The sequence below is a fragment of the Paraburkholderia sediminicola genome, from assembly GCF_046027825.1.
Taxonomy (GTDB): domain Bacteria; phylum Pseudomonadota; class Gammaproteobacteria; order Burkholderiales; family Burkholderiaceae; genus Paraburkholderia; species Paraburkholderia sediminicola_D.
On the sequence record NZ_JAQQDU010000050.1, the window covers coordinates 36,608 to 61,766 of the forward strand.

Annotated in this window: 21 protein-coding genes and 1 pseudogene; 20 read left to right on the plus strand and 2 right to left on the minus strand. The window is 62.6% G+C overall.

The window, feature by feature from the left end; all coding sequences use genetic code 11:
* Window positions 1-311: 311 nt before the first annotated feature.
* From PQQ96_RS25085 to PQQ96_RS25120, 8 genes are all read left to right on the plus strand, one after another.
* Window positions 312-1,496, plus strand: coding sequence for a lipid-transfer protein (locus PQQ96_RS25085; RefSeq protein WP_408297677.1), 1,185 nt, complete (start codon window positions 312-314; stop codon window positions 1,494-1,496).
* 24 nt (window positions 1,497-1,520) lie between these two features.
* Complete coding sequence (locus PQQ96_RS25090) at window positions 1,521-1,967, plus strand: MaoC family dehydratase N-terminal domain-containing protein (RefSeq protein WP_408297679.1); 447 nt, start codon at window positions 1,521-1,523, stop codon at window positions 1,965-1,967.
* Window positions 1,968-1,996: 29 nt separating this feature from the next.
* Complete coding sequence (locus PQQ96_RS25095) at window positions 1,997-2,413, plus strand: MaoC family dehydratase (protein ID WP_408297681.1); 417 nt, start codon at window positions 1,997-1,999, stop codon at window positions 2,411-2,413.
* Between the two features lie 29 nt (window positions 2,414-2,442).
* Complete coding sequence (locus tag PQQ96_RS25100; RefSeq protein ID WP_408297683.1) at window positions 2,443-3,273, plus strand: SDR family NAD(P)-dependent oxidoreductase; 831 nt, start codon at window positions 2,443-2,445, stop codon at window positions 3,271-3,273.
* A gap of 39 nt (window positions 3,274-3,312) precedes the next feature.
* Window positions 3,313-4,461, plus strand: a complete 1,149-nt coding sequence (locus PQQ96_RS25105) for an acyl-CoA dehydrogenase family protein (RefSeq protein WP_408297685.1) — start codon at window positions 3,313-3,315, stop codon at window positions 4,459-4,461.
* Window positions 4,462-4,484: 23 nt separating this feature from the next.
* A complete protein-coding gene (locus PQQ96_RS25110) occupies window positions 4,485-5,681 on the plus strand; it encodes an acyl-CoA dehydrogenase family protein (RefSeq protein WP_408297687.1) in 1,197 nt (398 codons plus the stop codon).
* Between the two features lie 9 nt (window positions 5,682-5,690).
* Window positions 5,691-6,818: an acyl-CoA dehydrogenase family protein gene (locus PQQ96_RS25115; RefSeq protein ID WP_408297688.1), complete on the plus strand. Its 1,128-nt coding sequence runs from the start codon at window positions 5,691-5,693 to the stop codon at window positions 6,816-6,818.
* Between the two features lie 73 nt (window positions 6,819-6,891).
* Window positions 6,892-7,680, plus strand: a complete 789-nt coding sequence (locus PQQ96_RS25120; RefSeq protein ID WP_408297690.1) for an enoyl-CoA hydratase/isomerase family protein — start codon at window positions 6,892-6,894, stop codon at window positions 7,678-7,680.
* Between the two features lie 130 nt (window positions 7,681-7,810).
* On the opposite strand, the gene PQQ96_RS25125 is transcribed toward PQQ96_RS25120, so the two are convergent.
* Window positions 7,811-8,374, minus strand: a complete 564-nt coding sequence (locus PQQ96_RS25125) for a TetR/AcrR family transcriptional regulator (protein WP_408297692.1) — start codon at window positions 8,372-8,374, stop codon at window positions 7,811-7,813.
* Window positions 8,375-8,411: 37 nt separating this feature from the next.
* Here PQQ96_RS25125 and PQQ96_RS25130 point away from each other — a divergent pair, with 37 nt between their 5' ends.
* The 11 genes from PQQ96_RS25130 (at window position 8,412) to PQQ96_RS25180 (ending at window position 21,640) form a co-directional block, all read left to right on the plus strand.
* Window positions 8,412-9,599 carry a PAS domain-containing sensor histidine kinase gene (locus PQQ96_RS25130; protein ID WP_408297694.1) on the plus strand — a complete coding sequence of 396 codons (1,188 nt, stop codon included), beginning with the start codon at window positions 8,412-8,414 and terminating at the stop codon, window positions 9,597-9,599.
* On the plus strand, window positions 9,596-10,228 hold the full coding sequence (locus PQQ96_RS25135; RefSeq protein WP_408297696.1) for a response regulator: 633 nt from the start codon (window positions 9,596-9,598) through the stop codon (window positions 10,226-10,228). Before PQQ96_RS25130 ends, PQQ96_RS25135 begins: the two co-directional genes overlap by 4 nt.
* Window positions 10,229-10,374: 146 nt before the next feature.
* Complete coding sequence (locus PQQ96_RS25140) at window positions 10,375-11,148, plus strand: enoyl-CoA hydratase-related protein (RefSeq protein WP_408297717.1); 774 nt, start codon at window positions 10,375-10,377, stop codon at window positions 11,146-11,148.
* 36 nt (window positions 11,149-11,184) lie between these two features.
* A complete protein-coding gene (locus PQQ96_RS25145) occupies window positions 11,185-13,263 on the plus strand; it encodes a 3-hydroxyacyl-CoA dehydrogenase NAD-binding domain-containing protein (RefSeq protein ID WP_408297698.1) in 2,079 nt (692 codons plus the stop codon).
* A 29-nt stretch (window positions 13,264-13,292) separates the two neighbouring features.
* Window positions 13,293-14,468, plus strand: a complete 1,176-nt coding sequence (locus tag PQQ96_RS25150) for an acetyl-CoA C-acyltransferase (protein WP_408297700.1) — start codon at window positions 13,293-13,295, stop codon at window positions 14,466-14,468.
* 14 nt (window positions 14,469-14,482) lie between these two features.
* Complete coding sequence (locus tag PQQ96_RS25155) at window positions 14,483-15,265, plus strand: SDR family oxidoreductase (RefSeq protein WP_408297702.1); 783 nt, start codon at window positions 14,483-14,485, stop codon at window positions 15,263-15,265.
* The gene (locus tag PQQ96_RS25160; protein WP_408297704.1) at window positions 15,234-16,094 is read left to right on the plus strand and encodes a crotonase/enoyl-CoA hydratase family protein; all 861 of its coding nucleotides are present in this window, start codon (window positions 15,234-15,236) and stop codon (window positions 16,092-16,094) included. Before PQQ96_RS25155 ends, PQQ96_RS25160 begins: the two co-directional genes overlap by 32 nt.
* 131 nt (window positions 16,095-16,225) lie before the next feature.
* Window positions 16,226-18,130 (plus strand): acyl-CoA synthetase, encoded by a 1,905-nt coding sequence (locus tag PQQ96_RS25165; protein ID WP_408297706.1) that lies wholly within the window; start codon window positions 16,226-16,228, stop codon window positions 18,128-18,130.
* A gap of 111 nt (window positions 18,131-18,241) precedes the next feature.
* The gene (locus PQQ96_RS25170; RefSeq protein ID WP_408297708.1) at window positions 18,242-20,053 is read left to right on the plus strand and encodes an acyl-CoA dehydrogenase C-terminal domain-containing protein; all 1,812 of its coding nucleotides are present in this window, start codon (window positions 18,242-18,244) and stop codon (window positions 20,051-20,053) included.
* A gap of 39 nt (window positions 20,054-20,092) precedes the next feature.
* Window positions 20,093-21,076, plus strand: a complete 984-nt coding sequence (locus tag PQQ96_RS25175; RefSeq protein ID WP_408297710.1) for an NAD(P)H-dependent flavin oxidoreductase — start codon at window positions 20,093-20,095, stop codon at window positions 21,074-21,076.
* Window positions 21,077-21,172: 96 nt separating this feature from the next.
* Entirely contained in the window at window positions 21,173-21,640 is a 468-nt protein-coding gene (locus PQQ96_RS25180) for a MaoC family dehydratase (RefSeq protein ID WP_408297711.1), read from the plus strand.
* A gap of 66 nt (window positions 21,641-21,706) precedes the next feature.
* Here PQQ96_RS25180 and PQQ96_RS25185 read toward each other — a convergent pair whose 3' ends face one another.
* A complete protein-coding gene (locus PQQ96_RS25185; RefSeq protein WP_408297713.1) occupies window positions 21,707-23,374 on the minus strand; it encodes an MFS transporter in 1,668 nt (555 codons plus the stop codon).
* Between the two features lie 511 nt (window positions 23,375-23,885).
* On the opposite strand from PQQ96_RS25185, the pseudogene PQQ96_RS25190 reads away from it, so the two are divergent.
* Window positions 23,886-24,958: pseudogene (locus PQQ96_RS25190) on the plus strand (porin).
* The last annotated feature ends 201 nt before the right edge of the window (window positions 24,959-25,159 follow it).

The following is a 25,159-nucleotide window of genomic DNA, read 5'->3' on the forward strand; positions in this document are numbered from 1 at the left end:
CGGGTAGCCCAGTCGTACTCCTTTCGAACGATTCGCGAGCCCACGCGAAATTCGTTCGTTCGATACAGGACAACCCATCGCCAGATGCCTAAAGTGCCATCAGCGTCACCGCAGCCACGTTGCCGACTGGCGGAATTAGCTACAGGTGCCCGAAGCGCATTGAGTTTTTCGCGGCACTTCCGCTCCCGGCGGGCGGCAAGATTCTCAGGACACGATCTGCGTGCGCTGTACCGGAAGGACGAATCGTGCCAGGCCCGAATGGCCCGTCGGGACTTTCCAGATCAACCGTTCTCATTCTGAAAGGAACGCATATGAGTAACAAGGTAGTGGTAGCCGGCGTCGGCATGATTCCGTTCACCAAGCCAGGCGCCAGCGACGATTACGCGACGATGGGGGCGAACGCGGCAAAGGCCGCGCTTGCCGACGCCCGCATCGATTACGCCCTGGTCGAGCAGGCTTACGTGGGCTATGTATTCGGCGATTCGACCGCGGGTCAGGCCGCGATCTACGGTGTCGGTCTGACGGGCATTCCAGTCATCAACGTCAACAACAACTGTGCGACCGGTTCGACGGCCCTGTTTCTTGCGCGTCAGGCCGTGGAGAGCGGAACCGTCGAGTGCGCGATCGCGGTGGGTTTTGAGCAGATGGTGCCGGGCCCGCTCAAGGGTACGTACACCGACCGTCCGGGCCCGTTGGAGCGCTTCATCAAAACGATGGCCGAGGTGCAGGGCTTCGAGCCGGCGCTGCCGCGCGCGGCCCAGTTCTTCGGCGGTGCGGGGCGCGCCTATATGAAGGAGTACGACATCAAGCCGGAGACCTTCGGCCGCATCTCGGTGAAGGCGCGCCAGCACGCCGCCCGCAATCCGTTCGCCGTGTTCCGCGGCGCCGTGACGCTCGAAGAAGTGATGGCTTCGCCGACCGTGTTCGACCCACTCACGCGTTTGCAATGTTGTCCGCCGACCTGCGGCGCGGCGGCCGCGATCCTGTGCTCGGAGGCGTTCGCGAAGAAGCACGGCCTCGACACCCGCGTCGTGATTAAGGCGCAGGCCATGACGACCGACCGCAACAGCACCTTCGACGAAGGCGACATGCGCAAGGTCGTGGGCTACGACATGACCCAGGCGGCAGCGCAACAGGTGTACGAAAAGGCCGGTATCGGCCCCGAGGACATTCAGGTGGTGGAGTTGCACGATTGCTTCACCGCGAACGAGCTGATTACTTATGAAGGACTCGGCCTCACGCCCGAAGGCACGGCTGAGAAGTTCATCCTGGATGGGGATAACACGTATGGCGGCAGGGTGGTGACGAATCCGTCGGGTGGCCTGCTCTCCAAGGGCCACCCGCTCGGTGCGACCGGTCTCGCGCAGTGCGCCGAACTCACATGGCAACTACGCGGCGAAGCGCAGGATCGCCAGGTGCCGCACGCCCGCTTCGCGCTACAGCACAACCTCGGCCTTGGCGGCGCGTGTGTGGTCACGCTGTATGGCCGTCAATAGACGCATCGACGCAGAGGACACGCCATGATCGACAAGCGTCATATCGGCGCGCTGATCTCGCGCCACACGGTGACGGTCGAAGCCGGCCGCCTGCGCTTCTTCGCGAAGGCGACCGGACAGACCGACATGCGCTACGTGGACGAGGAGGCGGCACGCAAGGCCGGCTATCTGTCGTTGCCGGTGCCGCCTACTTTTCTGTTCTGCCTCGAAATGGAGTCGCCGAATCCGCGTGCGGCGGTGGAGCGGCTGAACATCGACATCGGCCGCATCCTGCACGGCGAACAGCAGTTCAGTTACCACCGCATGACGTTCGCGGGTGAGCGTCTCACGTTCGAGACGAGCATTGCGGACATCTACGAGAAAAAAGGCGGCGCGCTGGAGTTCGTAGTGCGAAAGACCCGCGTGACAGGAGCGCGCGACGACGATCTGGTGGCGGACCTGCGCAGTGTGATCGTCGTACGCAACGGCTGAATGCCGGGCAACCAGGAGCAGGAACAATCATGCAATCGATTCATATCGACGAACTGGCGGTCGGAACTGTGCTGCCGCCGTTCGACGTCGCGCCGCTGTCGCGCCTCACGCTCGCGCTCTATGCCGGTGCGTCAGGCGACCACAACCCGATTCACGTCGACCTGGATTTCGCGCGCCGCGCCGGTATGCCCGACGTATTCGCGCACGGCATGCTGTCGATGGCCTATCTCGGCAGGCTGCTGACGAACTGGGTGCCGCAGCAGGCGATCCGCGATTTCTCGGTGCGCTTCGCGGCGATCACCCATGTGGGCGATGCCGTCACGTGCAGCGGTGTCGTGACGGAGAAGGACGAGGCTGCGCACACGGTGAAGCTCGCGCTCACGACGCGTGACCAGAAAGGCGAAATCAAACTGTCGGGCGAAGCGCTGATTGCGCTCGGCGCCTGACATCACAAGAGACAAGGAGAAGATTCAACATGAGCAAGCTGAACGGCAAGGTCGCCATCGTGTCGGGTTCGGGCCGCGGCATCGGCCGTGAGATCGCACTGAAGCTCGCGAGCGAAGGTGCGGCGGTCGTGGTCAACGATCTGGACGCGGGGCCGGCGCAGGCCGTGGTCGAGGAGATCGTTGCGGCGGGTGGCGAAGCGGTGGTCTGCGCGGGGAGCGTGACCGACGCGGACTTCGGCACGCGCTTCGTAGGCGCGGCGCTCGAGGCGTTCGGGCGTCTGGACATCATCGTGAACAACGCGGGCTACACCTGGGACAACGTGATCCAGAAGATGACCGACGAGCAGTGGGATTCGATCATGGACGTGCACGTGAGCGCACCGTTTCGCATCCTGCGTGCCGCTGCCGACTACTTCCGCGAATCGGCGAAGGCCGAGGCCCAGGCCGGCCAGGAAGTGTTCCGCAAAGTCGTGAATATTTCGTCGGTGTCGGGGGTGATGGGCAACCCGGGCCAGGCGAACTATTCGGCCGCGAAGGCGGCGGTCAACGGGCTGACGAAGGCGCTGGCGAAGGAGTGGGGCCGCTACAAGGTGAACGTCAACAGCGTGGCGTTCGGCCTCGTCAAGACGCGCCTGACCGACGCGGTGGCGGGCGAGGGCAACGCGGCGACCATCGACATCGCGGGCAAGGAGATCAAGGTCGGGGTGAATCCGCAACTGATGAAGAACATCGAGGCCATGATTCCGATCGGCCGGGCCGGCACGCCGGTCGAGGCGGCGGGTGCGGTGTACCTGATGTGCATTCCCGAATCCAACTACGTGACGGGGCAGGTGCTGGTGGTCGGCGGCGGCCGTCCGTGAGGCACGGCGTCGCGCGGGTGTTTTTTGAAGGGAGCAAACATGGCTGACAATCGCCGTCCGTGGATCACGGACGATCTCGTGCTGTTTCAGGATTCGATCCGCAAGTTCATGGAGCGCGAGCTCGTGCCGCACGAAGAACGCTGGTCGAAGCAGCAGCACGTCGATCGCGAGGTGTGGCACAAGGCCGGCGAGTTCGGCATGCTCTGCGCGAGTATTCCCGAGGAATATGGCGGTGGCGGCGGCACGTTCGCGCACGAGGCTGTCATCGCGCTTGAGCAGTCGCGTGCGATGGTATCGAGCCTCGGCACGAACGTACACAGTGGGATCGTCGCGCACTACATCCTGCGTTACGGTTCCGAGGAACAGAAGCGTAAATGGCTGCCGAAGATGGCGAGCGGCGAGTTCGTGGGGGCCATCGCGATGTCCGAGCCCGGGGCGGGATCCGACCTCAAGAACATCAAGACGCGCGCGGTGAAGGACGGCGACCACTATCTGATCGACGGGTCGAAGACGTTCATCTCGAACGGATTGCTCGCGGACCTGATTTGCGTGGTGGTCAAGACCGCGCCGGAGCTGGGCGCGAAGGGCGTGTCGATCGTCGTGGTCGAGGCGCAGGATCTGCCGGGCTTTCGCCGCGGTCGCGTGCTGGAGAAGATCGGCCAGAAGGGTCAGGATACGGCCGAACTCTTCTTCGATGCGGTACGCGTGCCGTGCGCGAACCTGCTCGGCGAGGAAGAGGGCAAGGGCTTCTATCAGCTGATGCAGCAGCTGCCGCAGGAGCGCATGCTGATCGCGATCGGTGCACTGGGCTCGATGGAGCGGGCGCTCGAAGTGACGACGGACTATGTACGTGAGCGCAAGGTATTCGGCGCGAGTCTGCTGGATCTGCAGAACACACGCTTCAGGCTCGCCGAGTGCAAGACGAACGCGACGATCGCACGTGTCTTCGTCGACAGCTGCATGGAGCGGGTGTTACGCGGCGAACTCGATCCGGAAACGGCCGCCATGGCGAAGTGGTGGTGCACGCAGCGCAGCTGCGAAATCATCGACGAGTGCCTGCAACTGCATGGCGGCTACGGCTACATGATGGAGTATCCGATTGCGCGCCTCTACGTGAATTCACGCGTGAGCAAGATCTTTGGTGGCTCCAACGAGATCATGAAGGAACTGATCGCCCGTACGCTCTAACGCTGCATTGAGAGGATCACGAGATGGAATTGCGCTATACCGCCGAGGATCAGGCGTTCCGGGAAGAAGTGCGCGCGTTCGTGCGGGACAAGTTGCCCATCGAGATCAGGGAGAAGGTGCTTTCGCACCAGCGTCTCGAGAAGGACGACTACGTGCGCTGGCATCGCATCCTGAATGCGTACGGCTGGGGTGCGCCGACCTGGCCAAAGGAGCACGGGGGCACCGGGTGGAACGCGCTGCAACGCCTGATCTTCGAGATCGAGACTGTGCGTGCGGGCGCGCCGCGTCTGTTGCCGTTCGGTCTGACGATGATCGGCCCCGTGCTCATGAAGTACGCGAGTCCCGAGACGCAGGCGCGCTTTCTGCCGCGCATCCCGAACATTGACGACTTCTGGTGCCAAGGGTACTCGGAGCCCGGCTCGGGCTCCGACCTCGCTTCGCTCAGGACGCGCGCCGTGCGCAATGGCGACCGCTATGTCGTGAACGGCCAGAAAACGTGGACCACGATGGCGCACTTCGCCGACTGGATCTTCTGCCTCGTGCGCACCGACGCCGAGGCAAAATCCCAGGAAGGCATCTCGATGCTGCTGATCGACATGAAGTCGCCAGGTGTCACGGTTCGGCCAATTGTCTCGCTCGACGGCGGCCGCGACGTAAACGAAACCTGGTTCGACAATGTCGAGGTGCCGGTGGAAAACCTGGTTGGCAAGGAGAACCACGGCTGGACCTACGCGAAGTACCTGCTCGGCCACGAACGTACGGGCATTGCTGGCATCGGCTTCTGTTACCGCGAGCTCATGCAGTTGAAACACTATGCGTCGGCGACCCATGACGGAGCGGGTGGCCGGATGATCGATGATCCGCGCATGCGCGACAAGATTGCGCGCCTCGAGATGGATCTGATGGCGCTGGAAATGCTGCTTCTGCGTGTCGCGACCGGAAGCGGGAGTCGCGGACCCGGTGCGGAGGCGTCGATCGTGAAGATCCGCGGCTCGGAGTTGCAGCAGGACATCGCGATGTTGCAGCAGGAAGTTGCGGGGCCACACGGCTGGCCGTATTCGTCTCAATGGCTCGAGCCGGGCGCGCGGCAGCCGGTGAGCGGCCCGCGATGGGCGGCGCCAGCCACATCCACGTACTTCGACATGCGCAAAACGTCGATCTACGGGGGCGCGACCGAGGTGCAGAAGAACATCATCGCCAGGACGATCATTGGCTTTTAGGAAACTCAGATGGACTTTAGCTATAGCGAAGAGCAACGCATGCTCGCCGACAGCTTGCGCCGTTTTATGGAGAGCGAATACACATTCGCAGCGCGCCGCCGGCGTGCACGGGAAGGCGGGAGCTTCGACCGTGCGGTTTGGTTGCAGTTTGCGGCACTGGGTGTGCTCGGCCTCACGGTGCCGCAGGAGTACGGCGGCTTTAGCGAGGGCGCGGCGAGTCGCCTGATTGTGCAGCACGAGTTGGGCCGTGCGCTGGTACTCGAACCGGTGACGCCGTGCGGCGTGATGGCTGCGGCGATCCTCGTCAGGCACGGGAGCGCGGCGCAGAAGGACCGCTGGCTGCGTGCCATCGTTTCGGGCGAGAAGGTCGTCGTGCCGGCCTACGCCGAATCGTCGTCGCGTTACCGGTTGGACGCGGTGCAGACGCGCGTGTTGCACACGGGGGGCGGCTACGTGCTCGATGGCGCGAAGGTGCTCGTCTGGCATGGCGAGGCGGCCGATGCGTTCATTGTGAGCGTGCGGATGGCTGGCACCGGTGCGCCCGCCCTCTTTGTCGTGCCGCGCGAGACGCGTGGTGTTGTCGTGACGGGTTATCCGACGATGGACGGCCTGCGCGCAGCGGACGTGATGTTGCGGGAGGTCGAGCTCGGTGCGCACGCGCTGGTCGGCGAAGCGGTCGACGGCCTCGTGGCGCTCACCTATGGCATCGACCATGGCATTGCCGCTCTATGCGCAGAAGCGGTGGGTGCAATGGAGCGACTGATCGAAATCACCGCGGAGTACCTGCGCACGCGCCACCAGTTTGGCGTACCCCTTGCCACGTTCCAGGCGTTGCAGCACCGCGTGGCGGACATGCTCGTGCAAAAGGAGCTGGCGCTTTCGATGGCCTATGTCGCGGCACAGGCACTCGACGAACCCGACGCCCAGCAGCGTCGCCGCATGCTCGCGGCCGCGAAGGTGACGGTCGCGAAGGCGGGGCGCTTTGTTGGCCAGCAGGCGGTGCAACTGCATGGTGGCATGGGCATCACTGACGAGCTCGAAGTGGGCGACTACTTCAAGCGCCTGACGATGTTCGACCCGCTGCTCGGCGACAGCGACCACCACCTCGCGCGTTACTGCGAGGCAATGCAGGACTGAGCTTCGCGTCTCGCCGCGCACAGCCTGGCGCGGGACATCTCCTGCGCTATTTTCCAGCGGATTGGTACATAAAATGATCAACACTACCATCGAAAATGGCGTCGCCACGTTGACACTCGCGGGGCCGGGGCGCAAGAACGCGTTGAGTCCCGAGATGCTCGAAGCACTCACCGGCTCGATCGAAACGCTACGCCGCGACGCATCCGTGCGCGCCCTCGTGCTGACCGGCGAAGGCGGCGACTTTTGCTCGGGCGGCGACGTGTCCTCCATGCAGGGGCCGTCGGATGCCGCCGCGGTTCGTCAGCGGATGGCCGCGAGCCAGCGGCCGTGCACGGCACTTGCAAGCTTCGAGCGGCCCGTGATCGCGGCAGTGGACGGCGTTGCGTTCGGGGCGGGTTTCAGTCTTGCGCTCATGGCCGACTTCGTTGTCGCGAGCGACCGGGCACGCTTCTGCCTTGCCTTCGCGCGGATTGGTCTCGTGCCCGACTTCGGAGCGCTTCACACGTTGCCGCGCATGATTGGCGTGCAGCGCGCGCGGGAGCTCATTTATTCGGCGCGTGAATTGTCCGCGTGCGAGGCGCAGGAACTCGGACTTGTACTTGAGGTGGTGTCCGCCGATGCGCTTCACGCACGCGCGTACGAGTTTGCGCGCGCGATGGCCGCCCAGTCGCCGGACGGCTTCGCCATGACGAAGCGGCTGCTCGCGCAGACGTTCGAACGTGACCTCGGCGCGCTGCTGGATGCCGAGGCCGCGGCGCAGGCTATCGCGCTCACGTCGCCTTATGTGAGGGAGGCCGCGGCGCGCTTCGTGCGTAAGGAGCCGCCTGCGTTCCGGTGGCCGCAGCGCGGGAAAAGCGATTGAGTATCGTGCGACGGGCGAGACTGCCCGCCGGCCGCTTGAAAAATAAGCCTGGCAGGCTTGCCCGGCGTGACCGGCGCTTGACCTTGTTCGCAATCGCCCTCTGTTGCCAGGACCCCGGCAGCGTTCGGGGTCAGCTATCTTCCTTGAGTGCCAGCAGTTCCCGCTTTGCCATTGCGAGCACTGCATCGGATCGCTTCTCGTCTACCATCACTCTCGACACCACCAGCGCACCGATTAGCGCACTCGCGGCGAACAGGGCCTTGTCTTCGTCGCCATCCATGGCGGCGGCGAGTTTGCTGACGAACTGTTCGATGTGGCCCGACATGGCTTCACGCGCCTGCTCGTCGGCTCGCGCGACGTCGCCGGCAAGCGCGGCGATCGCGCATCCCGACCGTCGGGCTTCCCGATGCTTGCGGCTCAGATAACTTCGGATCGTGGCGCTGTAGTCATAAGGGCCTTTGCCGTTCCTGGCTTCGAATGCTGCCTTGCCATCGTTCAGCGCATGTTCCAAAGCGTGAAGCAGCAGGTCCGAACGTGAGGCGAAGTGGCCATAGAAGCCGCCGTGAGTCAGGTTGGCGCTGCTCATCAGCTTTCCGACGCTGACCGACTCGAGCCCCTGATCCCTGATCTGCTCGGCCGCTTCCTCCAGGATCCGTTCTCTGCTGCGTGCCTTGTCCGCTTGTGAATGCCCCATGGTGGTATCCGGGTTTGATCTCTTGACATTGTGAATTATGAACATCATTCTTCTGGATGACAACTATCATTCAGATGGGATGCATGCCGAATCCATGACTGATCTAAATATCGACCTGGACGACTACGAGGTGCCCTTCAAGGGCATCGTCGAGCAATCCATAGCCGGCATCTACATCCTGCAGGACGGGCGATTCCGCTACGTCAACGAGACCTTTGCGCACATGTGCGGCCTCAAGCGGGAGCAGCTCCTCGGTGCGAAACTGAGCGACGTTGCCAATCCCGAGCAACTGGCGGCGCTGATGTCCGAGTATGCGCGCAAGATCAAGGGTGGACCTTCGGAGCGGTTCGTGATCCGGCGCACGCTATCCAGGCGGCCGGGTTGCTTCGAGATTCACGGCACGCGTGTGATCTTCCACGGTCGTCCGGCTATCGTCGGCGTGGGCATCGACATCACGGAGCGGGAACGCCAGCGTATGGAGCTGGTCGAGGCCAGCAAGCGATTACAGGAACTGGTGACGAGCGCCAACGACGTCAGGGAAAACGAGCGTAATCGCGTGGCGCGTGAACTGCACGATGTGATTGGCGGCATGCTAACGGCGCTCAAGTTCGACCTGTCGAGGTTGTCGAACGGCATCGAGACGGTGAACCGGTCTTTCACACCCGGGTCAGAGCCGGCAAGCGCGGGGCCGCCGGCGCTCGCTGCGTCGGCCGTGACGGCGGCGCAGGCACTTCAGCTCACCCAGGAGACCATTGAAGCGGTACGGGCGATTTCCGAAGGGCTTCGGCCGGGGGCGCTGGATCACCTTGGGCTTTGCGACACGCTTTCGCTGGATCTGATCCGGTTCGAACGGCGCTATGGCATCGCAGTGAGATTTCAGACCACGGGTCTCGCATACAGGATCAATAGAAACACCGAGATCGGCATCTACCGCATTTTTCAGGAGGCCATGACCAATATCGCGAGGCATGCCAAAGCCACTGAAGTGAACGTAAGTCTGGCCTGGGATGCGGACCGGGTGGAGTTGGCGATCGCGGACAACGGTCTCGGATTCGAGTCTGACGCCGTTGGATTGGAGGGGCATCTCGGCCTGCTCGGCATGAAAGAGCGGGCGCGGGAGCTTGAAGGAAAATTGCTGCTCGGAACGGGACCCAGGTCGGGCGCGTGTGTGAAGCTCTGCGTTCCAGTGCGACACGGCAGTACTTCGGAGGAGGGCAGGCTTTGATTCGTCTTTTGCTGGTTGATGATCACACGATTTTTCGCGAAGGACTCAAGCGCTTGCTGGCTGAGCAGAACGGGTTCGATGTCGTCGCGGAAGCGAGCGACGCGTCCGGGGCGCTGGGGCGCCTTCGCGAGCAGCAGATCGATGTCGCGCTGCTCGACGTGAACATGTCGGGACGTAGCGGGCTGGACATGCTGCCGTCGCTTCGTGCCGAATGGCCGGCAATGCCGGTAATCGTGCTAAGCATGTATCCCGCGGAGCAATACGCCTTGCGCGCATTCCAGGCTGGCGCGTCCGGGTACGTCACCAAGGATATGGATGCGATGGCGCTGGTCGACTCGATCCGAAGTGTCGCCAAAGGCGGGCGCTACGTGACACCTGCTGTCGCGAACTGTCTGCTCGATGGCGTCGGACGGCCGTCTCAAACCGCGTTGCATCAGCAATTGTCTTCTCGTGAATACGAGATCATGCTGCTGATTGTGCACGGCACCCGGCTGACCGAGATTGGTCGCCAGATGTTTTTGAGCGTGAAGACCGTGAGCACCTATCGCGCACGCATTCTCAGGAAGATCGGCGTCTCGAGCAACACCGAGCTGGCCCGCTATGCAGTCGAACATCGATTGATCGACTGACTCACTGTCTGAAGTTGTCGCCGCTGCCGGCAGCTTCAGAAAACGCTGACAAATCTCAGAGCCAGTTCTGACAGTCAGGACCGAATTCTCCGTCCACACTCTCTTCTCAGGAAATAACGCAATCAGGCGTACTGAAGGAGAGAGTGATGAACGAAGATGTACTCGTGCGTCTGGACGACAGCGTGCTGGTCGTGATGCTCAACCGGCCAGCGAAGAAGAATGCTCTCACGGCGCAGATGTACGGGGCGCTGGCCGCGGCGATCTCCGAGGCGGAGAGTCGCGATGATGTTCAAGCCGTGCTCCTCAAGGGAGAAGGCGGCAATTTCACGAGTGGTAACGACATCGGGATGTTCGTAAGCGGACCGGTGGCCGAACAACGCGAGTCTCCAGCAGTACCCTTCCTTCAGGCCATGACCTCGCTGCGCAAGCCCGTGGTGGCGTGCGTGCGCGGGCACGCCGTCGGCATCGGCGCCACTGTCCTCCTTCATTGTGACTACGTCGTCGCGTCCGACGATGCACGGATCCGTTTTCCGTTTGTCGACCTCGGGCTATGCCCTGAGTTCGCGTCCACCTTGCTGCTTCAGCACGTGGTAGGACGAAACAAGGCGGCCGAATGGCTCTTGCTCGGCGCCACGATTCCCGCTGCGGAAGCGCATCAGGCGGGACTCGTCAACCGGATCGTGCCACTGGGCCTGGTTGAGGAAGAAGCCCTCTCTATTGCGAAGCGGTTCGCCATCAAGCCGCGCCAGGCACTCCTTGCCACACGCGGGCTGATTCGCGAGTCGACCGAGGCATTGATCAAGGCGCGCATCGAGAGGGAGGGGACGGTCTTTGACACGCTGCGCCGCTCACGAGAGGCGCAGGAGATTTTCCAGCAATTTCTTCAGCGAGCGCCCGACGCGGCAGCAACCCGTGTCTGAGCAAGAACTGCGGCTCCAATCAGAAAAGGACGTTCCATGAACACCGAATACACACTCATCGACGACGTTGCAGTCATCACGATCGCCAATCCACCTGTCAACGGCCTGGGCTACGGTGTCCGCGTCGGGATTATCGATGGCGTCGAACGTGCGCTCACTGATGGCAACGTAAAGGCCATCGTGCTGACGGGTGCTGGCAAGGCATTTTCCGGCGGCGCGGATATGCGTGAATTCAACTCGCCGATGACCGGACGCGAACCCGGACTGAACACGGTTCTTGCCGCGCTCGAGAACAGCCCCAAGCCCGTGGTGGCCGCGGTTCATTCGGTGGCGATGGGCGGTGGCCTGGAACTGGCGCTGGCCTGTCACTACCGGGTGGCGGTGCCCGAGGCGCGCATTGCACTGTCGGAGGTCACGATGGGCCTGCTGCCCGGCGCCGGCGGCACGCAGCGCCTGCCTCGTCTGATCGGTCTGGAGGCGGCGACGAACATGATCGTGCACGGCAAGTCGGTCGCTTCGCAAGCGCTGGCGGATACCGGCCTGTTCGATCGCATCGTGCAAGGCGACGTGCTCACCGCCGCGCTTGCGTTCGCGAGGGAAGTCGCCCAGCGTTCCGGCCGCCACCCGAGAGTGCGCGACATGGCGGTACAACACCCGAATCCGGAAGGCTATCTGGCATTGGCGCGCGCGGCAATCGCGGCAAAGTACAAGAACCTGCCAGCGCCGATGCGTTGCCTCGATGCCATCGAAGCAAGCGTCAAGCTGCCATTCGACGAAGGTCTCGCGCTCGAGCGGCGCTTCTTCCTCGAGTTGATGAACGGGCCGGTTTCCAGGTCGCTGCGTCACGCGTTCTTTTCCGAGCGTGCTGCGGCCAAGCTGGTGGACGTACCGGAATCGACCGCTGAGCGCCCGATCGGCAAGGTGGCCGTCGTTGGAGCGGGACTGATGGGCAGCGGCATCGCCATGAACTTCCTCAACGCGGGGATCCCGGTCGTTTTACTGGACGTCTCGGAGGCGGCGGTGCAAAAGGGCGCCGCCGCCGTTCGTCAGAACTACGAGGCTAGCGTGAAGAAGGGAAAGCTCGCTGTTACGGACCTCGAAGCGCGCATGGCATTGCTCCACCCGGGTGTAGCGCTGGAAAAGATCGGCGATTGCGACCTGGTGATCGAGGCCGTGTACGAGGACATGGAGGTCAAGCTCCGCACGTTCCGTGCGCTGGACGAAGTGGCCCGCGCGGGCGCGATTCTCGCTACCAATACCTCGACGCTGGACGTCGACCGTATCGCGGCGCAGACGCGGCGCCCGCAGGACGTGATCGGGCTGCACTTCTTTAGCCCAGCAAACGTGATGCGATTGCTCGAAGTCGTGCGCGGTGCGGCAACCGCGCCGGACGTGCTGCAAACGGCCATGCGGCTCGCCCGCCGCATCGGAAAGGTGGCCGTGGTGTCGGGCGTGTGTGACGGTTTCATCGGTAATCGCATGATTGCCCGATACGCGCGCCGTGCCGGCGAATTGCTGGAGCAGGGCGCCTTGCCCGAACAGGTCGACCGGGCGGTAGAAAAGTTTGGCCTCGCAATGGGCCCCTTTCGGATGGCCGACCTCGCCGGCAATGACATTGGATGGGCCATTCGCAAACGCCGTTATGCGGAAGATCCGTCGATGCCGCGTTTCGAACTGGCCGACAGGCTTTGCGAGGCAGGACATTTCGGTCAGAAGACGGGCGCGGGCTGGTATGACTACGTTGCTGGCCAACGCAATGCGCTTCCATCCGCCCGCACGCGCGGCATGCTCGAAGCGTGGTGGCATGAGAAAGGCGTGAGGCCGAAGCGTTTCACCGATGACGAAATCGTCGAACGGCTGATGTATGCGCTGGTGAACGAAGGCGCGACGATCCTCGAGGAAGGCATCGCAGCGCGCGCGTCCGATATCGACGCCGTCTACCTTCATGGCTATGGTTTCCCGGCCTGGCGTGGCGGCCCGATGTTCTACGCCGACACGGTCGGCGTCTATAACGTTCGCCGTGCCTTGCGCGAGCTCTCCAACGACGACGCGAGCTGGAAGCCGGCCGCCTTGATCGATCGACTGGCTGACGAGGGCGGCGCCTTCAATTCCTGACTATCCACTCACCCTTACGGAAAAACATCATGAACGAGGCTGTCATCGTATCGACCGCCCGCACGGCTCTAGGCAAGAGCTGGAAGGGCGCTTTCAACATGACCCATGGCGCGACGCTCGGCGCGCATGCGGTCAAGCATGCCGTGGACCGCTCGGGACTCGATCCTGAGGAGATCGAGGATTGCATCATGGGCGGGACGTTCGGCGAGGGCACCACCGGCGGCAACATCGCCCGTGCCATCGCCTTGCGTGCCGGCCTGCCGGTGACGACGGCAGGCGTGAGCGTCAACCGGTTCTGTTCCTCGGGCCTTCAGTCGATTGCGATGGCCGCGCAGCGCGTCATTCTGGAGGGCGCGCCGGCGATTGTGGCCGGTGGCGTCGAATCAATTTCCTGTGTGCAGAACCAGGCAAACACGCACATGCGGCGCGACCCGTGGCTCGTCGAGCACAAACCCGAACTCTACTGGAGCATGCTGCAGACCGCGGAACAGGTGGCGAGCCGGTATGGCATCAGCAAGGAAGATCAGGATGCCTATGGAGTGCGCAGCCAGCAACGTGCCGCAGCCGCGCAGGTCGCGGGGAAATTCAACGACGAAATCGTTCCCATGACCACGACGATGGGGGTGGTCGACGCCGCGGGGCGCGTCGTCACCCGCGAGGTGACGATCGCTCAGGACGAAGGCATCCGCGCCGACACGACACTTGAGGCAGTAGCGCGTATCCGGCCGGCGCTGCCGGGTGGGGTCGTGACAGCCGGCAACGCGAGCCAGTTTTCGGACGGCGCATCCGCTTGCGTGGTGATGAACGCAAAGCTCGCCGAGCAACGGGGCATCCAGCCGCTTGGCCTCTTTCGTGGATTCGCCATCGCCGGCTGCGAGCCGGACGAGATGGGTGTGGGTCCGGTGTTTGCCATTCCCCGGTTGCTTGAGCGCGCGGGCGTCAAGCTGGAAGACGTCGGTCTGTGGGAACTGAACGAGGCGTTTGCGTGCCAGGTGCTGTATTGCCGCGACAAGCTCGGTATCCCGGATGAGCGGCTCAACGTCAATGGTGGCGCAATTGCCGTCGGCCACCCCTATGGCGTCAGTGGCGCGCGACTGACGGGCCACGCGCTCATCGAGGGGAAGCGCCGAGGGGTTAGGTATGTCGTGGTGACCATGTGTATCGGCGGGGGGCAAGGAGCCGCCGGCGTTTTTGAAGTTCTCTAGACAAGGAGATGGGCATGACTGCTGTTGCAAAACTCTTCGATCTGAAGGGGCGCACGGCCCTCGTGACGGGCGGCTCAAGTGGCCTCGGCCTGCAGATCGCCGAGGCGTTGGGCACCCAGGGCGCGCGGGTGGTGATCTCCGCGCGCAAGGCTGATTCGCTTCAGGCGGCCCAGGAGCGCCTCGCGTCGTTAGGCGTGGATGCAAGCTGGATCGCCGCGGACAGCGGCTCGGAGGAGGACGTTGAGCGCCTCGCCAACGAAGCGCTGCAACGCCTGGGCAGGGTCGACATCCTGGTCAACAACGCGGGCGCCACGTGGGGCGCGACAACGCTGGATCATCCGCTGGCCGCCTGGGACAAGGTGATGAACCTGAACGTGCGCTCGATTTTCCTGCTCACGCAGAAGATCGGAAAGTTGTCGATGGTTCCCCACCGCCATGGGCGCGTGATCAATCTTGCCTCCATCGCGGGACTCAAGGGTAACGGTCCCAAGTCTCAGCCGACCATCGCCTACAACACCAGCAAGGGCGCGGTTGTGAACTTCACGCGTGCTCTCGCGGGTGAATGGGGACCGTACGGCATTACCGTCAACGCGCTGGCGCCGGGGTTTTTCCCTTCAAAAATGACCCGAGGGACGCTCGAAAAGCTTGGTGTAGAAACGCTCTCGGAGCGCGCCCCCTTGCAACGCATTGGCGACGACGACGATCTCAAAGGCGCAGCCTTGTTGTTCGCGAGCGATGCCGGCAAACACATCACCGGTCAAATCCTTGCCGTCGACGGTGGCGTCACGGCTGTCTGAACACCTAAAAGAACCTATTTCCGAATCGGAGGAGTACACCATGAGCAACGCCGCAAACACACCAGAAGTGCGCATGAACGTTGAGGGGCACATCGCGGTCATCTCTCTGGACAACCGCGCCAAGAAGAACGCAATCACGCCCGACTTGATGCATCAACTCTCCCAACGGCTGACCGAGTTCGACAACGACGACAACCTGTGGGTGGCTGTGCTCGATCCGGCGGGGGAGCACACCACGGCAGGTCTGGACATGCCGAAGTTCTTCGGTCCGGCCGCCACGGCGAAGCCGATTCCTGATGACCAGGTCGACCCGTTCGGCTTGAAGAGGCGCTGCCGGAAGCCCTTGATCTCGGTGGTGCATGGCATTACCTACACCATCGGCATTGAACAGATGCTTGCGTCGGACATCGTCATTGCAGCGGACACCGCCCTCTTCTGCCAGATGGAATCGAAGCGTGGCATCGCGCCTCTCGGTGGCGCGCATTACCGCTTTTTGACCCGCACGGGTTGGGGCAATGCGATGTACCACCTGTTCCTGTGCGACGAATTTTCTGCGCAGGAGGCCTATCGCTGCGGCTTCGTCCAGGAAGTTCATCCGTACGGCGAGCACCGCGAACGCGCCATGGAAATCGCACGCCTGATCTGCAAGGTGGCGCCGATCGGTCTGCGCGCGACCAAAGCCGCGGCGCTGACCTTTATCGAGCACGGTGAAAAGGCTGCTATCGACATCATTCCGCAAGTGCGCGAGCAGGTGTTCGCCTCGGAGGACTTCAAGGAAGGCATTCAGTCTTTCGTCGAGCGGCGCGAGGCCCGATTCCAGGGTCACTGACCTTTGCTGCCCCGCGCTTCCAGAGACAAACTGGCCATGCTGGCTGTGTGCGCTCGCGAGGCGTGAGGCAGCGCTGCGCTGCGCGTGGGCATTGGCTTCCTGACTAAACACAAGAACAGGAGACGACAAGAATGGCTTCCGCATCATCTGGCTTGCCGGATTACTACCCCCAAGAGCTGTTGCTGACCGAGGCGGACGTCGCGCGCTTCGAGCGTGTGCCCCTGGAGGCGCGAAATCTGCCGGCCTCGACCTACGACATGCTGACGGACGGTTGTCGCATCGACCCGGACAAGGTCGCGATCCAGTTTTTCAGGGACGGTGCGCGGCCTCTGGAAACCGTCGAGCAGGTCACGTTCGCGCAGCTACGGGCAAAGATTCACCAGACCGCGAATCTGCTCGCCGAGCTGGGCGTCGGCAAGGACGACGTCGTATCGGTGCTTCTGCCAGCCGTTCCCGAGTCGCAATTTGTCCTCTGGGGCGCGCAGGCCGCGGGCATCGTCAATCCGGCCAACTGGATGCTGGAGCCCGATATCCTGATCCCTATGTTCCGCTCCGCCGGCACGAAGGTGCTGGTCGCTTTCGCAGACGAGGAACATTCAGAAATCTGGGCCAAGGCCGAGGTGGTCGCGCGTGGCGTGCCGTCGCTCGTTGCCCTGATCCGCGTGGGCGGCAACGGATCAGGACCCGCGTCGATTGCGGAGATCCCTGTGATCGATTTCGCCGATGCGATCGCGCGTTTCCCTGATGACAGGCTGCTTTCGGGGCGGGCGTTTTCGCCGGACGATACTGCATCGCTCTTTCATACCGGGGGGACGACCGGTGCACCGAAGCTGGCGCGCCATCTGCACCGCAATCAGGTGTTCTGGATCTGGGCATCGAAGTGCTTAACGACTTTCGGCTCCGATGAAGTGCGCCTCGTCGGGGTGCCGATTTTCCACGTGGCCGGTGCCGTCGTGGGCTGCTATGGGCCGCTTGCGAACGGCTCGACTGTGGTTCTGATGACGTCGACGGGTTTCAGGCACCCTTCCGTACTCCCCAACATATGGAAAATCGTTGAGGCCTTTGGTGCCACCATGCTGACCTTCGTTCCGACGCTGGTAAACCAGGTGCTCTCGATTCCCGTAAGCGGCGCGGACATCGCTTCGCTTACCTACGTGGCGTCGTCGACGGCGCCGCTGTCGACAACGGTGGCGCAGGCTTTCTATCAAATGACCGGCCTGCCCATCCGTGAGAGCTGGGGCATGACCGAGACGACCGCGGTCACCTGCATCACACCGCCTGTCAACAACATAAAGGTTGGCAGCTCGGGACTGAGGTTGCCGTACCAGCACGTACGCATCGTGCGATTCGACGCGGAGGGACGTGCTACGGATTGTGCACCGGGCGAATCCGGCCTCGTCATCGTGCGCGGGCCGTCGGTATTTCCGGGCTACTTCGGTGACAACCAGAGCGCGCGGTGGGTGGATGGTGACTGGCTGGACACCGGTGACCTCGGCTACCTCGATGAGGACCGTTGGTTGTGGATCACGGGCCGATCCAAGGATCTGATTATCCGTGGCGGACACAACATCGATCCGAAAATGATCGAGGAGGTCCTTTTCGGCTACCCGGCGATCCAGGACGCGGCAGTCATCGGCGCGCCCGACGCGCATGCTGGGGAGGTGCCCGTCGCCTACGTCGTGATCAAACCGGGCGCCGTGGCGACGGCGGAGGAGATCCTGCAGTATGCCGCCGGGCACGTTCCTGAGCGCGCGGCCGTCCCGAAGCATTGTTTCGTGCTACGGGAAATGCCCAAGACGTCGGTGGGGAAGATTCAGAAGAACGTGCTGCGTCTCGACGCAATCGAGCGGATGTTTCAGGCGGCGCTCGACAAGCCTGGCTTGAGCGCGAATGTCTCGGTCCGAGCCTCTGACAGGGGCAGCAACGGCTTCTTCGTGGAGATCAACGTGAGCGATCCCGCAAGGGCGGATGCGGAACTGCTCGAAGCACTGCGTAGTTTCACGATCCCTCATGCAATTCGGCGTACTAAAGCTTGACGTTTCACCAATCGGTAACCGGACCTGACGAAACCATGTCGCGCCTCGCGCTGCGCATGCGCGCGCGACGGCGACGATGGTCAACCGCACTAACCAGGAAAGAGAAGCACTGTGTCTATCATCTACAAAGCTCCCGTTGCGGACTATCTTTTTCTGCTGCATGACGTGATTGGACCGGGCGCGCCGCATGCGCTGGCCGATCTGTCTCGTGACGATACGCGCCAGGTTCTGGAGCAGGCGGCGCGCTTTTTCGAAGAAGTGTGGTCCCCCATAGACGGTCCAGGTGACGAACTGGGTTGCCGGTTCGAAAACGGCTCAGTCCAGACGCCGGCAGGCTTTCAGGCCGGCTATGCAGCACAGTGCGAAGCGGGCTGGAACAGCGTGTCAGCCCCCGCGGAATATGGCGGCGCGGGGTTACCCGACTCGATCGGACAGGCTGTGCGCGAATTCTCCGCGTCGGCCTGCAACTCGCTGGGACTTTACACGGGGCTGACAAACGGAGCGCACGCAACGATCTGCCGTACCGGCGACGACTGGATGCTCAAGCATATCGTGCCGCGGATGGTGGAAGGGCGTTGGGCCGGCACAATGTGCCTGACCGAGCCGCATTGCGGCACGGACCTGCGTCTGATGAAGACTCGCGCGGTACCGCAGTCCGACGGTAGCTGGCGCTTGAGCGGGACCAAGATCTTCATCTCGGGCGGCGACCAGGACCTGACCGGGAACGTCATTCACCTGGTGCTGGCGAAGGTGCCTGATGAGGCGGGGCGCGTTCTCGACGATCTGTCCACGGTCAGGCTGTTTCTCGTCCCCAAGCTGACAGTGGATACCACGACGGGGGCTTTGGGCGAAGCGAACGGCGTTACCGTGACCGGTATTGAGCACAAGATGGGGCTCAAGGGGAGCGCCACCTGCACGCTGTCCTTCGAGAGCGCTCAAGCGTACCCGCTGCACGAGTCCAACCAGCGGGCCGGGGCCAAACGGAAGTCCTCGGCTGGCATGAGCGGCATGTTCGACATGATGAACTTGGCGCGTCTAGGCACGGGGTTGCAGGCTCTCTCGTCGGCTAATCGAGCGTATGGCCATGCCGCGAGCTACGCGCGCGAACGACTGGCGGGCAGGGCCGCAAAGGCTGCGAATCGTACGGGCGGTCCGGCCGATCCTATTGTGGTCCACCCGGACGTGCGCCGTCTCCTGTTGAAGCAGGCCGCGTTTATTGAAGGTGCCCGCGCCCTTGCGCTATACGTCAGAACACTCCTGGACGAACCGGAAGAAGCATTGCGCGCGAGACGGAGTGCTATGGGCAGCCTGCTCACACCTGTCGTGAAGGCTTTTTTTAGCGACCGCTCGTTCGAGTCGGCCAACGATGCCATGCAAATTATGGGAGGGCATGGCTACATCCGCGAGAATGGTGTCGAGCAACTGGTGCGCGACGCCCGCATCTTTCAGCTCTATGAAGGCGCGAATGGTGTTCAGGCGCTGGATCTTGTGCTTCGGAAACTGCCGGCGAATGACGGCCAATCTCTGGCCGACTTTGTCGATCTGGTGGACGCAACGGCGCAGGAAGCGGGGCGTTGGGAATCGCTTCGTTCACACGCGGACACGCTGAAGGACGCAACCAGGGAACTCAGGGATTGCGCGAGCTGGTTCAGGGACGTCTCGCGCGACCCTTACGATGCAGGTGGATCATCCAGCGATTTCCTGACGATGCTGGGCATTCTGGCCTGCGCGTGGATGTGGCTGCGAATCGCCGATGTCGCACTGACTCTCCAGCCTCAAACAGAAGACGCCGCTTTCCTCGAACGCAAGCTCGCGCTGGCTCGCTACTGGTTCGAACGTGAGCTGCCCGTTGTGTTTGCGCTGGGTCGGCGAGTGAAAACGGGCGCAGCGTGCTTGATGACGCTTCCCGCGGATCAGTTCTGAATCGGACCGACATCGGTCACTAATCGAGAGGACCTTTACATGAAGACAGCACTTACCGAACTCTTCGGAATCGAGCATCCGATCATCCAGGGTGGAATGCACTATGTTGGCTTTGCAGAACTGGCTTCTGCCGTATCGAATGCTGGCGGGCTGGGAATCATCACGGCTCTGACGCAGCCAGGCCCCGACGCACTGGCCGCGGAAATCAGGCGTTGTCGCGGCATGACTGATAAGCCATTCGGCGTCAATCTGACATTCTTGCCCGCCCGCAATCCGCCCGACTACCCGGGCTACGTGAGGGCGATCATTGAGGGCGGCGTAAGGATCGTGGAAACGGCCGGGAACAATCCGCAAAAGTGGTTGCCTGCACTGCACGAGGCGGGCGTCAAGGTGATCCACAAATGCACTTCGGTTCGACACGCGCTGAAGGCGGAAGCCATCGGCTGCGACGCGGTCAGTGTGGACGGCTTCGAATGCGGTGGTCATCCGGGTGAGGACGACGTGCCCAACTTTATTCTGCTGCCGAGCGCAGCAGACCGGCTCGCCATCCCATTCGTTGCTTCGGGCGGCATGGCCGATGGGCGTTCGCTAGTCGCCGCGCTCGCAATGGGCGCTGCTGGCATCAACATGGGCACGCGTTTTGTGGCGACACAGGAGGCGCCGGTCCATCACCGCGTGAAGGATGCCATTGTTGCAGCGACGGAGCTTGATACACGGCTTGTGATGCGGCCGCTGCGCAATACCGAGCGTGTGCTGAACAATCGCGGTGTTGAGCGTTTGCTAGAAAAGGAGCGGCAACTTGGCGCGGGTATTAGCTACTCGGATATCGCAAACGAGGTCGGTGGTGTGTACCCGCGAGTCATGAAAGACGGGGACCTGGATGCCGGCGCCTGGTCGTGCGGTATGGTCGCAGGTCTCATTCACGACATTCCAACGGTCAAGGAATTGATCGATCGGATCATGCTCCAGGCGGGGCAAATTATCACAAGACAGCTCCAGACGATCAATTTGAACGAAGGGTAGCGTATTCGTCGTATTCGAGGCACGACCCGGTGTGCCGGTGGCTGACCAGACATTCAGGCGTGACGCGCATCGGCACTTACTCTCTGCAGACAAGCCATGAAAACAATATCGACATTATTAGAACTCGAAGCGCTGATCGGCGAAACGCTGCAAAGCGACGACTGGCTCGAGGTCAGGCAGGAGGATATCGACCTGTTCGCACGTGCCACAGGCGACACTCAATGGATTCACACCGATCCTGAGCGCGCACGCCGCGAGTCGCCGTTCAAGGTTGCGGTGGCTCACGGGTTCCTCACGCTGTCCCTCCTGCCGGTGCTGATGTCCCGGACAATCAAAGTGCAAGGCGTTCGCATGGGCATCAATTACGGCCTCAACCGGGTGCGTTTCACCGCGCCGGTTCCGGTCGAGTCCCGGGTTCGGTTGAACGCTACGCTGCGCGACGTCAAAATCGATGAATCCGCAACAGCGAAGAGCGCGACCTTGACCTGGTCGGTGGAGGTGGCGTTGCAGGGCGCAGAAAAACCAGTATGCGTGGCCGAGACGTTGAGTCGCCTGTATTTCTGATTGTCGGGCATTAGGGACGAGGTGCGATCGTGCTCGCCGCACCTCGAGCAGGCGGCGCGTAGCGGATCAATCGAGGCGATCGCGCGCGACCTGCGCGGCTGAGTGAAACCGGCGTTCGGCCTCGGGAAGCAGACGTGCCGCTCTGAAGTAGAAAACGAGCGACGCGGGAATGAGTCCCAGCGCGCCAAGCATGCCAATTCGCAGGTCGCCTGTCACATCACCCACAAGGCCGACGCAGTATGGCCCAACCCCAAGTCCGATCAGGTTGATGACGAGCCATTGGACCGCTATCGCCGTTCCGCGAAGGCGTGGGGCGACCAGCCCCTGAATCGTCGCCGACGCTGCGCCGAACCAGACCGTGCCCGTCAGCTGCGCGCCGAAGAACGCCGCGAGAAACATCGTCTTGTCCGGCGCGCATAGCTGGAATGCGTAAAGGACACCACTGCATAGCGCGGCCACCATGGCGAGCCACAGTCGGCCCGCGGCGCTCCGTCGTGCCAGAGCGTCCGCGCTGACACCGCCCAGCGTGGTGCCGAGAAAGCCCGACAGCGCAATGATCAAGCCAAGCGCAAACGCGTCGCGCGAGCTGAGTCCGAAGTGTCCCACGCCATAGAGGAAGGTAAAGCCGGCGACAGCATAGTTCACCGTGTTTTGCAGTGCTGCCGCGAGTATCGTCGCGTGCACGACGGGTGCGCGAAGAATCTGCGTGTTGGCGAGCGCGTCGCGTTCGGAGAGCCGGCGCAGCCAGCAATACGCCGCATAAACGCCGAACGCCAGAGCGGCCCACTGAATGAGATTGGTCGTTACCGCCACGGGGCCGATGTGCCCAAAACCGGGGTGCCGGTGAACTGTGGCGAGGCTGTCGGTGAAAGCGGTGAGCGTTGCGGCGGCGAGGACGCAAGCCGCAAGCACGAGCAGATTTTCCATGACGCCTTTCAACGAGCGCGTGCTACGCCATGATGCCGCGACGCTGAAGGGGGGCGTCATCGAGGAAATATCGCTTCCCACTGCGCGCATCACGGACGAGAAGGTCGCCATGTCGGAGGTAGCATTGGGGCGTGCGCGCCTCGGTTCCCGAACTGTGAACAACAGCACGAGTGCGAGCACGACGCCGGGAAGCACGAGCGAGAGAAAAGTAACCTTCCACGCGGAGAGCGTCGCTGGCGCTGCTTGCGTCGATTGAATCCCATGCCACCAACCGATGGTGAGTGCCGCCACGGCGCCGGCAAGTCCGGAGCCGATGAAGATGCCGCTCGAATAGACGGCGATCGCGGTTGCGCGCCGTTTCTCCGAGAAATAATCCTGAAGGAGAGAGAACGCGCTCGGTGTCGCGCTCGCTTCGCCGACACCCACGCCGATGCGCGCGAGTGCGAGTCCCGCAAAGCCGGATGCGAGGCCGGACAGTCCTGTCATGAATGACCAGACGGCAAGCCCAAGCGACAACGTCCGCACGCGGTCCCAGCCATCCGCGAAGCGGGCGAGCGGCAGGCCCATCACGGAATAGAACAGCGCGAAGCAGGTTCCGTAGAGCAAGCCTATTTGCGCGTCGCCGATGTGCAGGTCCGCCTTGATATACGGCGCGAGGATGGTGAGGATCTGGCGATCGAGGAAGCTGACGACGTAGACCACGGTCAGTACGCCAAGGACATACAGGCTGCGTCGACGCGTGTGCCTGACGTATCCAGGGTTCTCGTGGTCGAGCGAGCCGGCCACGGACGAAGCTTCAGAACTCATTCGATGTCTCCGTTATAGATTGTTTGGCGTCTTTCCTGAATGGAAGACCCGATTCAGTCTAAGACGCGCGTTTTGCGGAGCCTGTCATCGTTGTCTTGAGTTCTTGTCGGATATTTCCTATTTGCAGCAAGGCGAATGAGTATCGCGCGACGAGCGAGCGGGGTTAACCCCTCGTCCGTTGGGAGCACAGGAGGTCGGGCACAAAGTTCATACGTTCGAACTACGACAGATTTTTATGTCACCTCTACGTTATAGCTATCCGCGAGAGGCGGCGTCAGCTTCAAACGCCTGCCTTCGCCCCGCTCCCGGCGTCGCGTCATCACGAGCGGCCTGACGGAATGGTGCGTCGTGAGTGGGCCGGGAAAAGGTGCGAGACCAGTCGCCATGCAAGATTCATCAGCAAGATCGTAGTGCAAATCGGTCCGCCTTCGGGTGGACATCGACAATAGAAAAGGAGACATGCATGCGTTTGAAGTGGATGAGTCAGGGCGCCGTCGGCGCCGCACTTGCGATGGGGGCCGGGGTGGCAGCCGCACAGTCGAGCGTCACGCTCTGCGGCGTAGCCGACACGTTCGTCCAGTACCTGAACAACGGTGGCACCAGCTCGGTGTCCGAGCACAGCGGTGGCTCGACGGCCTCGATGTTCGGCTTGCAGGGCACCGAGGATCCGGGCGGAGGCACGAAGGCGAAGTTCGACGTGGAGAGTGGCTACAACATCAACAACGGCTCCGCTTTTGCGGATTCGACTGCGATATTCTATCGCCAGGCTTGGGTGGGGTTAACGCGGGATGGCTACGGCGCACTCACATTAGGGCGCCAGTATGAGCCGAGCTTCCGCGCGATCTATCCAGGCGCCCCGTTCAATGCGAACGAACTGCTTTCGCCGCTCGCGGCCGTCGTGCTCGCCGTCGACCGCAACACGCTTTCGACGCAACCCGCGGTGGGCCGCGCGAGCAATTCGATCCTCTACGTGTCGCCGAAGATCGCGGGCTTCCAGCTCAATGCGATGTATGCCTTCTCAGCGACGATCACGCAGCCGGTGCCGGAGACGACGGGCAATATCTCGACATCTCAGCGACCTACTCCGGGTACGGCCTTTTCGTCGGGCTTGCCTACATGACCGAGCGCCCAGGCACCGAGACGGTGGCAGGCCTGCCCGGCCCACTCACGCTCGTCGGTACGCAACACGACACGGCAGCGCTCGCATACCGCATCGGCATCGTGAACCTGCAGGCGAACTACTCGTACTCGAGTCCGGAAAACCCGCCCGCGCACTCGCTTGCCGCGCAGCTTGGCTCCGCGCCCGCGGCCAACCAGACGGAGGTGGGCGCGACGATTCAGGCCAGTCCGCTCGACGTGATCCGGGTTGCCGGCTTCCAGCGCAACGTCCATGGCGTGGACGATGAGACGTTTGGCGTCGAACTCGGCTATGACCACCTGCTCTCAAAGCGTACGACGCTCTACGCGCGTGCGGGCTACATGAAGAACCACGGCGAGGCCATGGTGAGCTGGTCGGGCATTTCGGTGACGTCACCGCATTCGTCGCAGACACTTGCGGTGCTGGGCGTTTCGCACCGGTTCTGATGTTGCTGCGCACGACACGGTGGCAGCGTGTCGAGGATGAAGCATCGGCCTCGCTGCGAGGTGAGGCTTGAACAATGAGCTTTCGTGTCGATTGGATTCAAATGGCGTACGGAAGTGTGTCGGCGAGATTGGAAGCAGATCGTGTGTTTGCAATATAGATAATCTTAATGCGGGAAGGAGATGGAGTTGAGAATCCTCGTA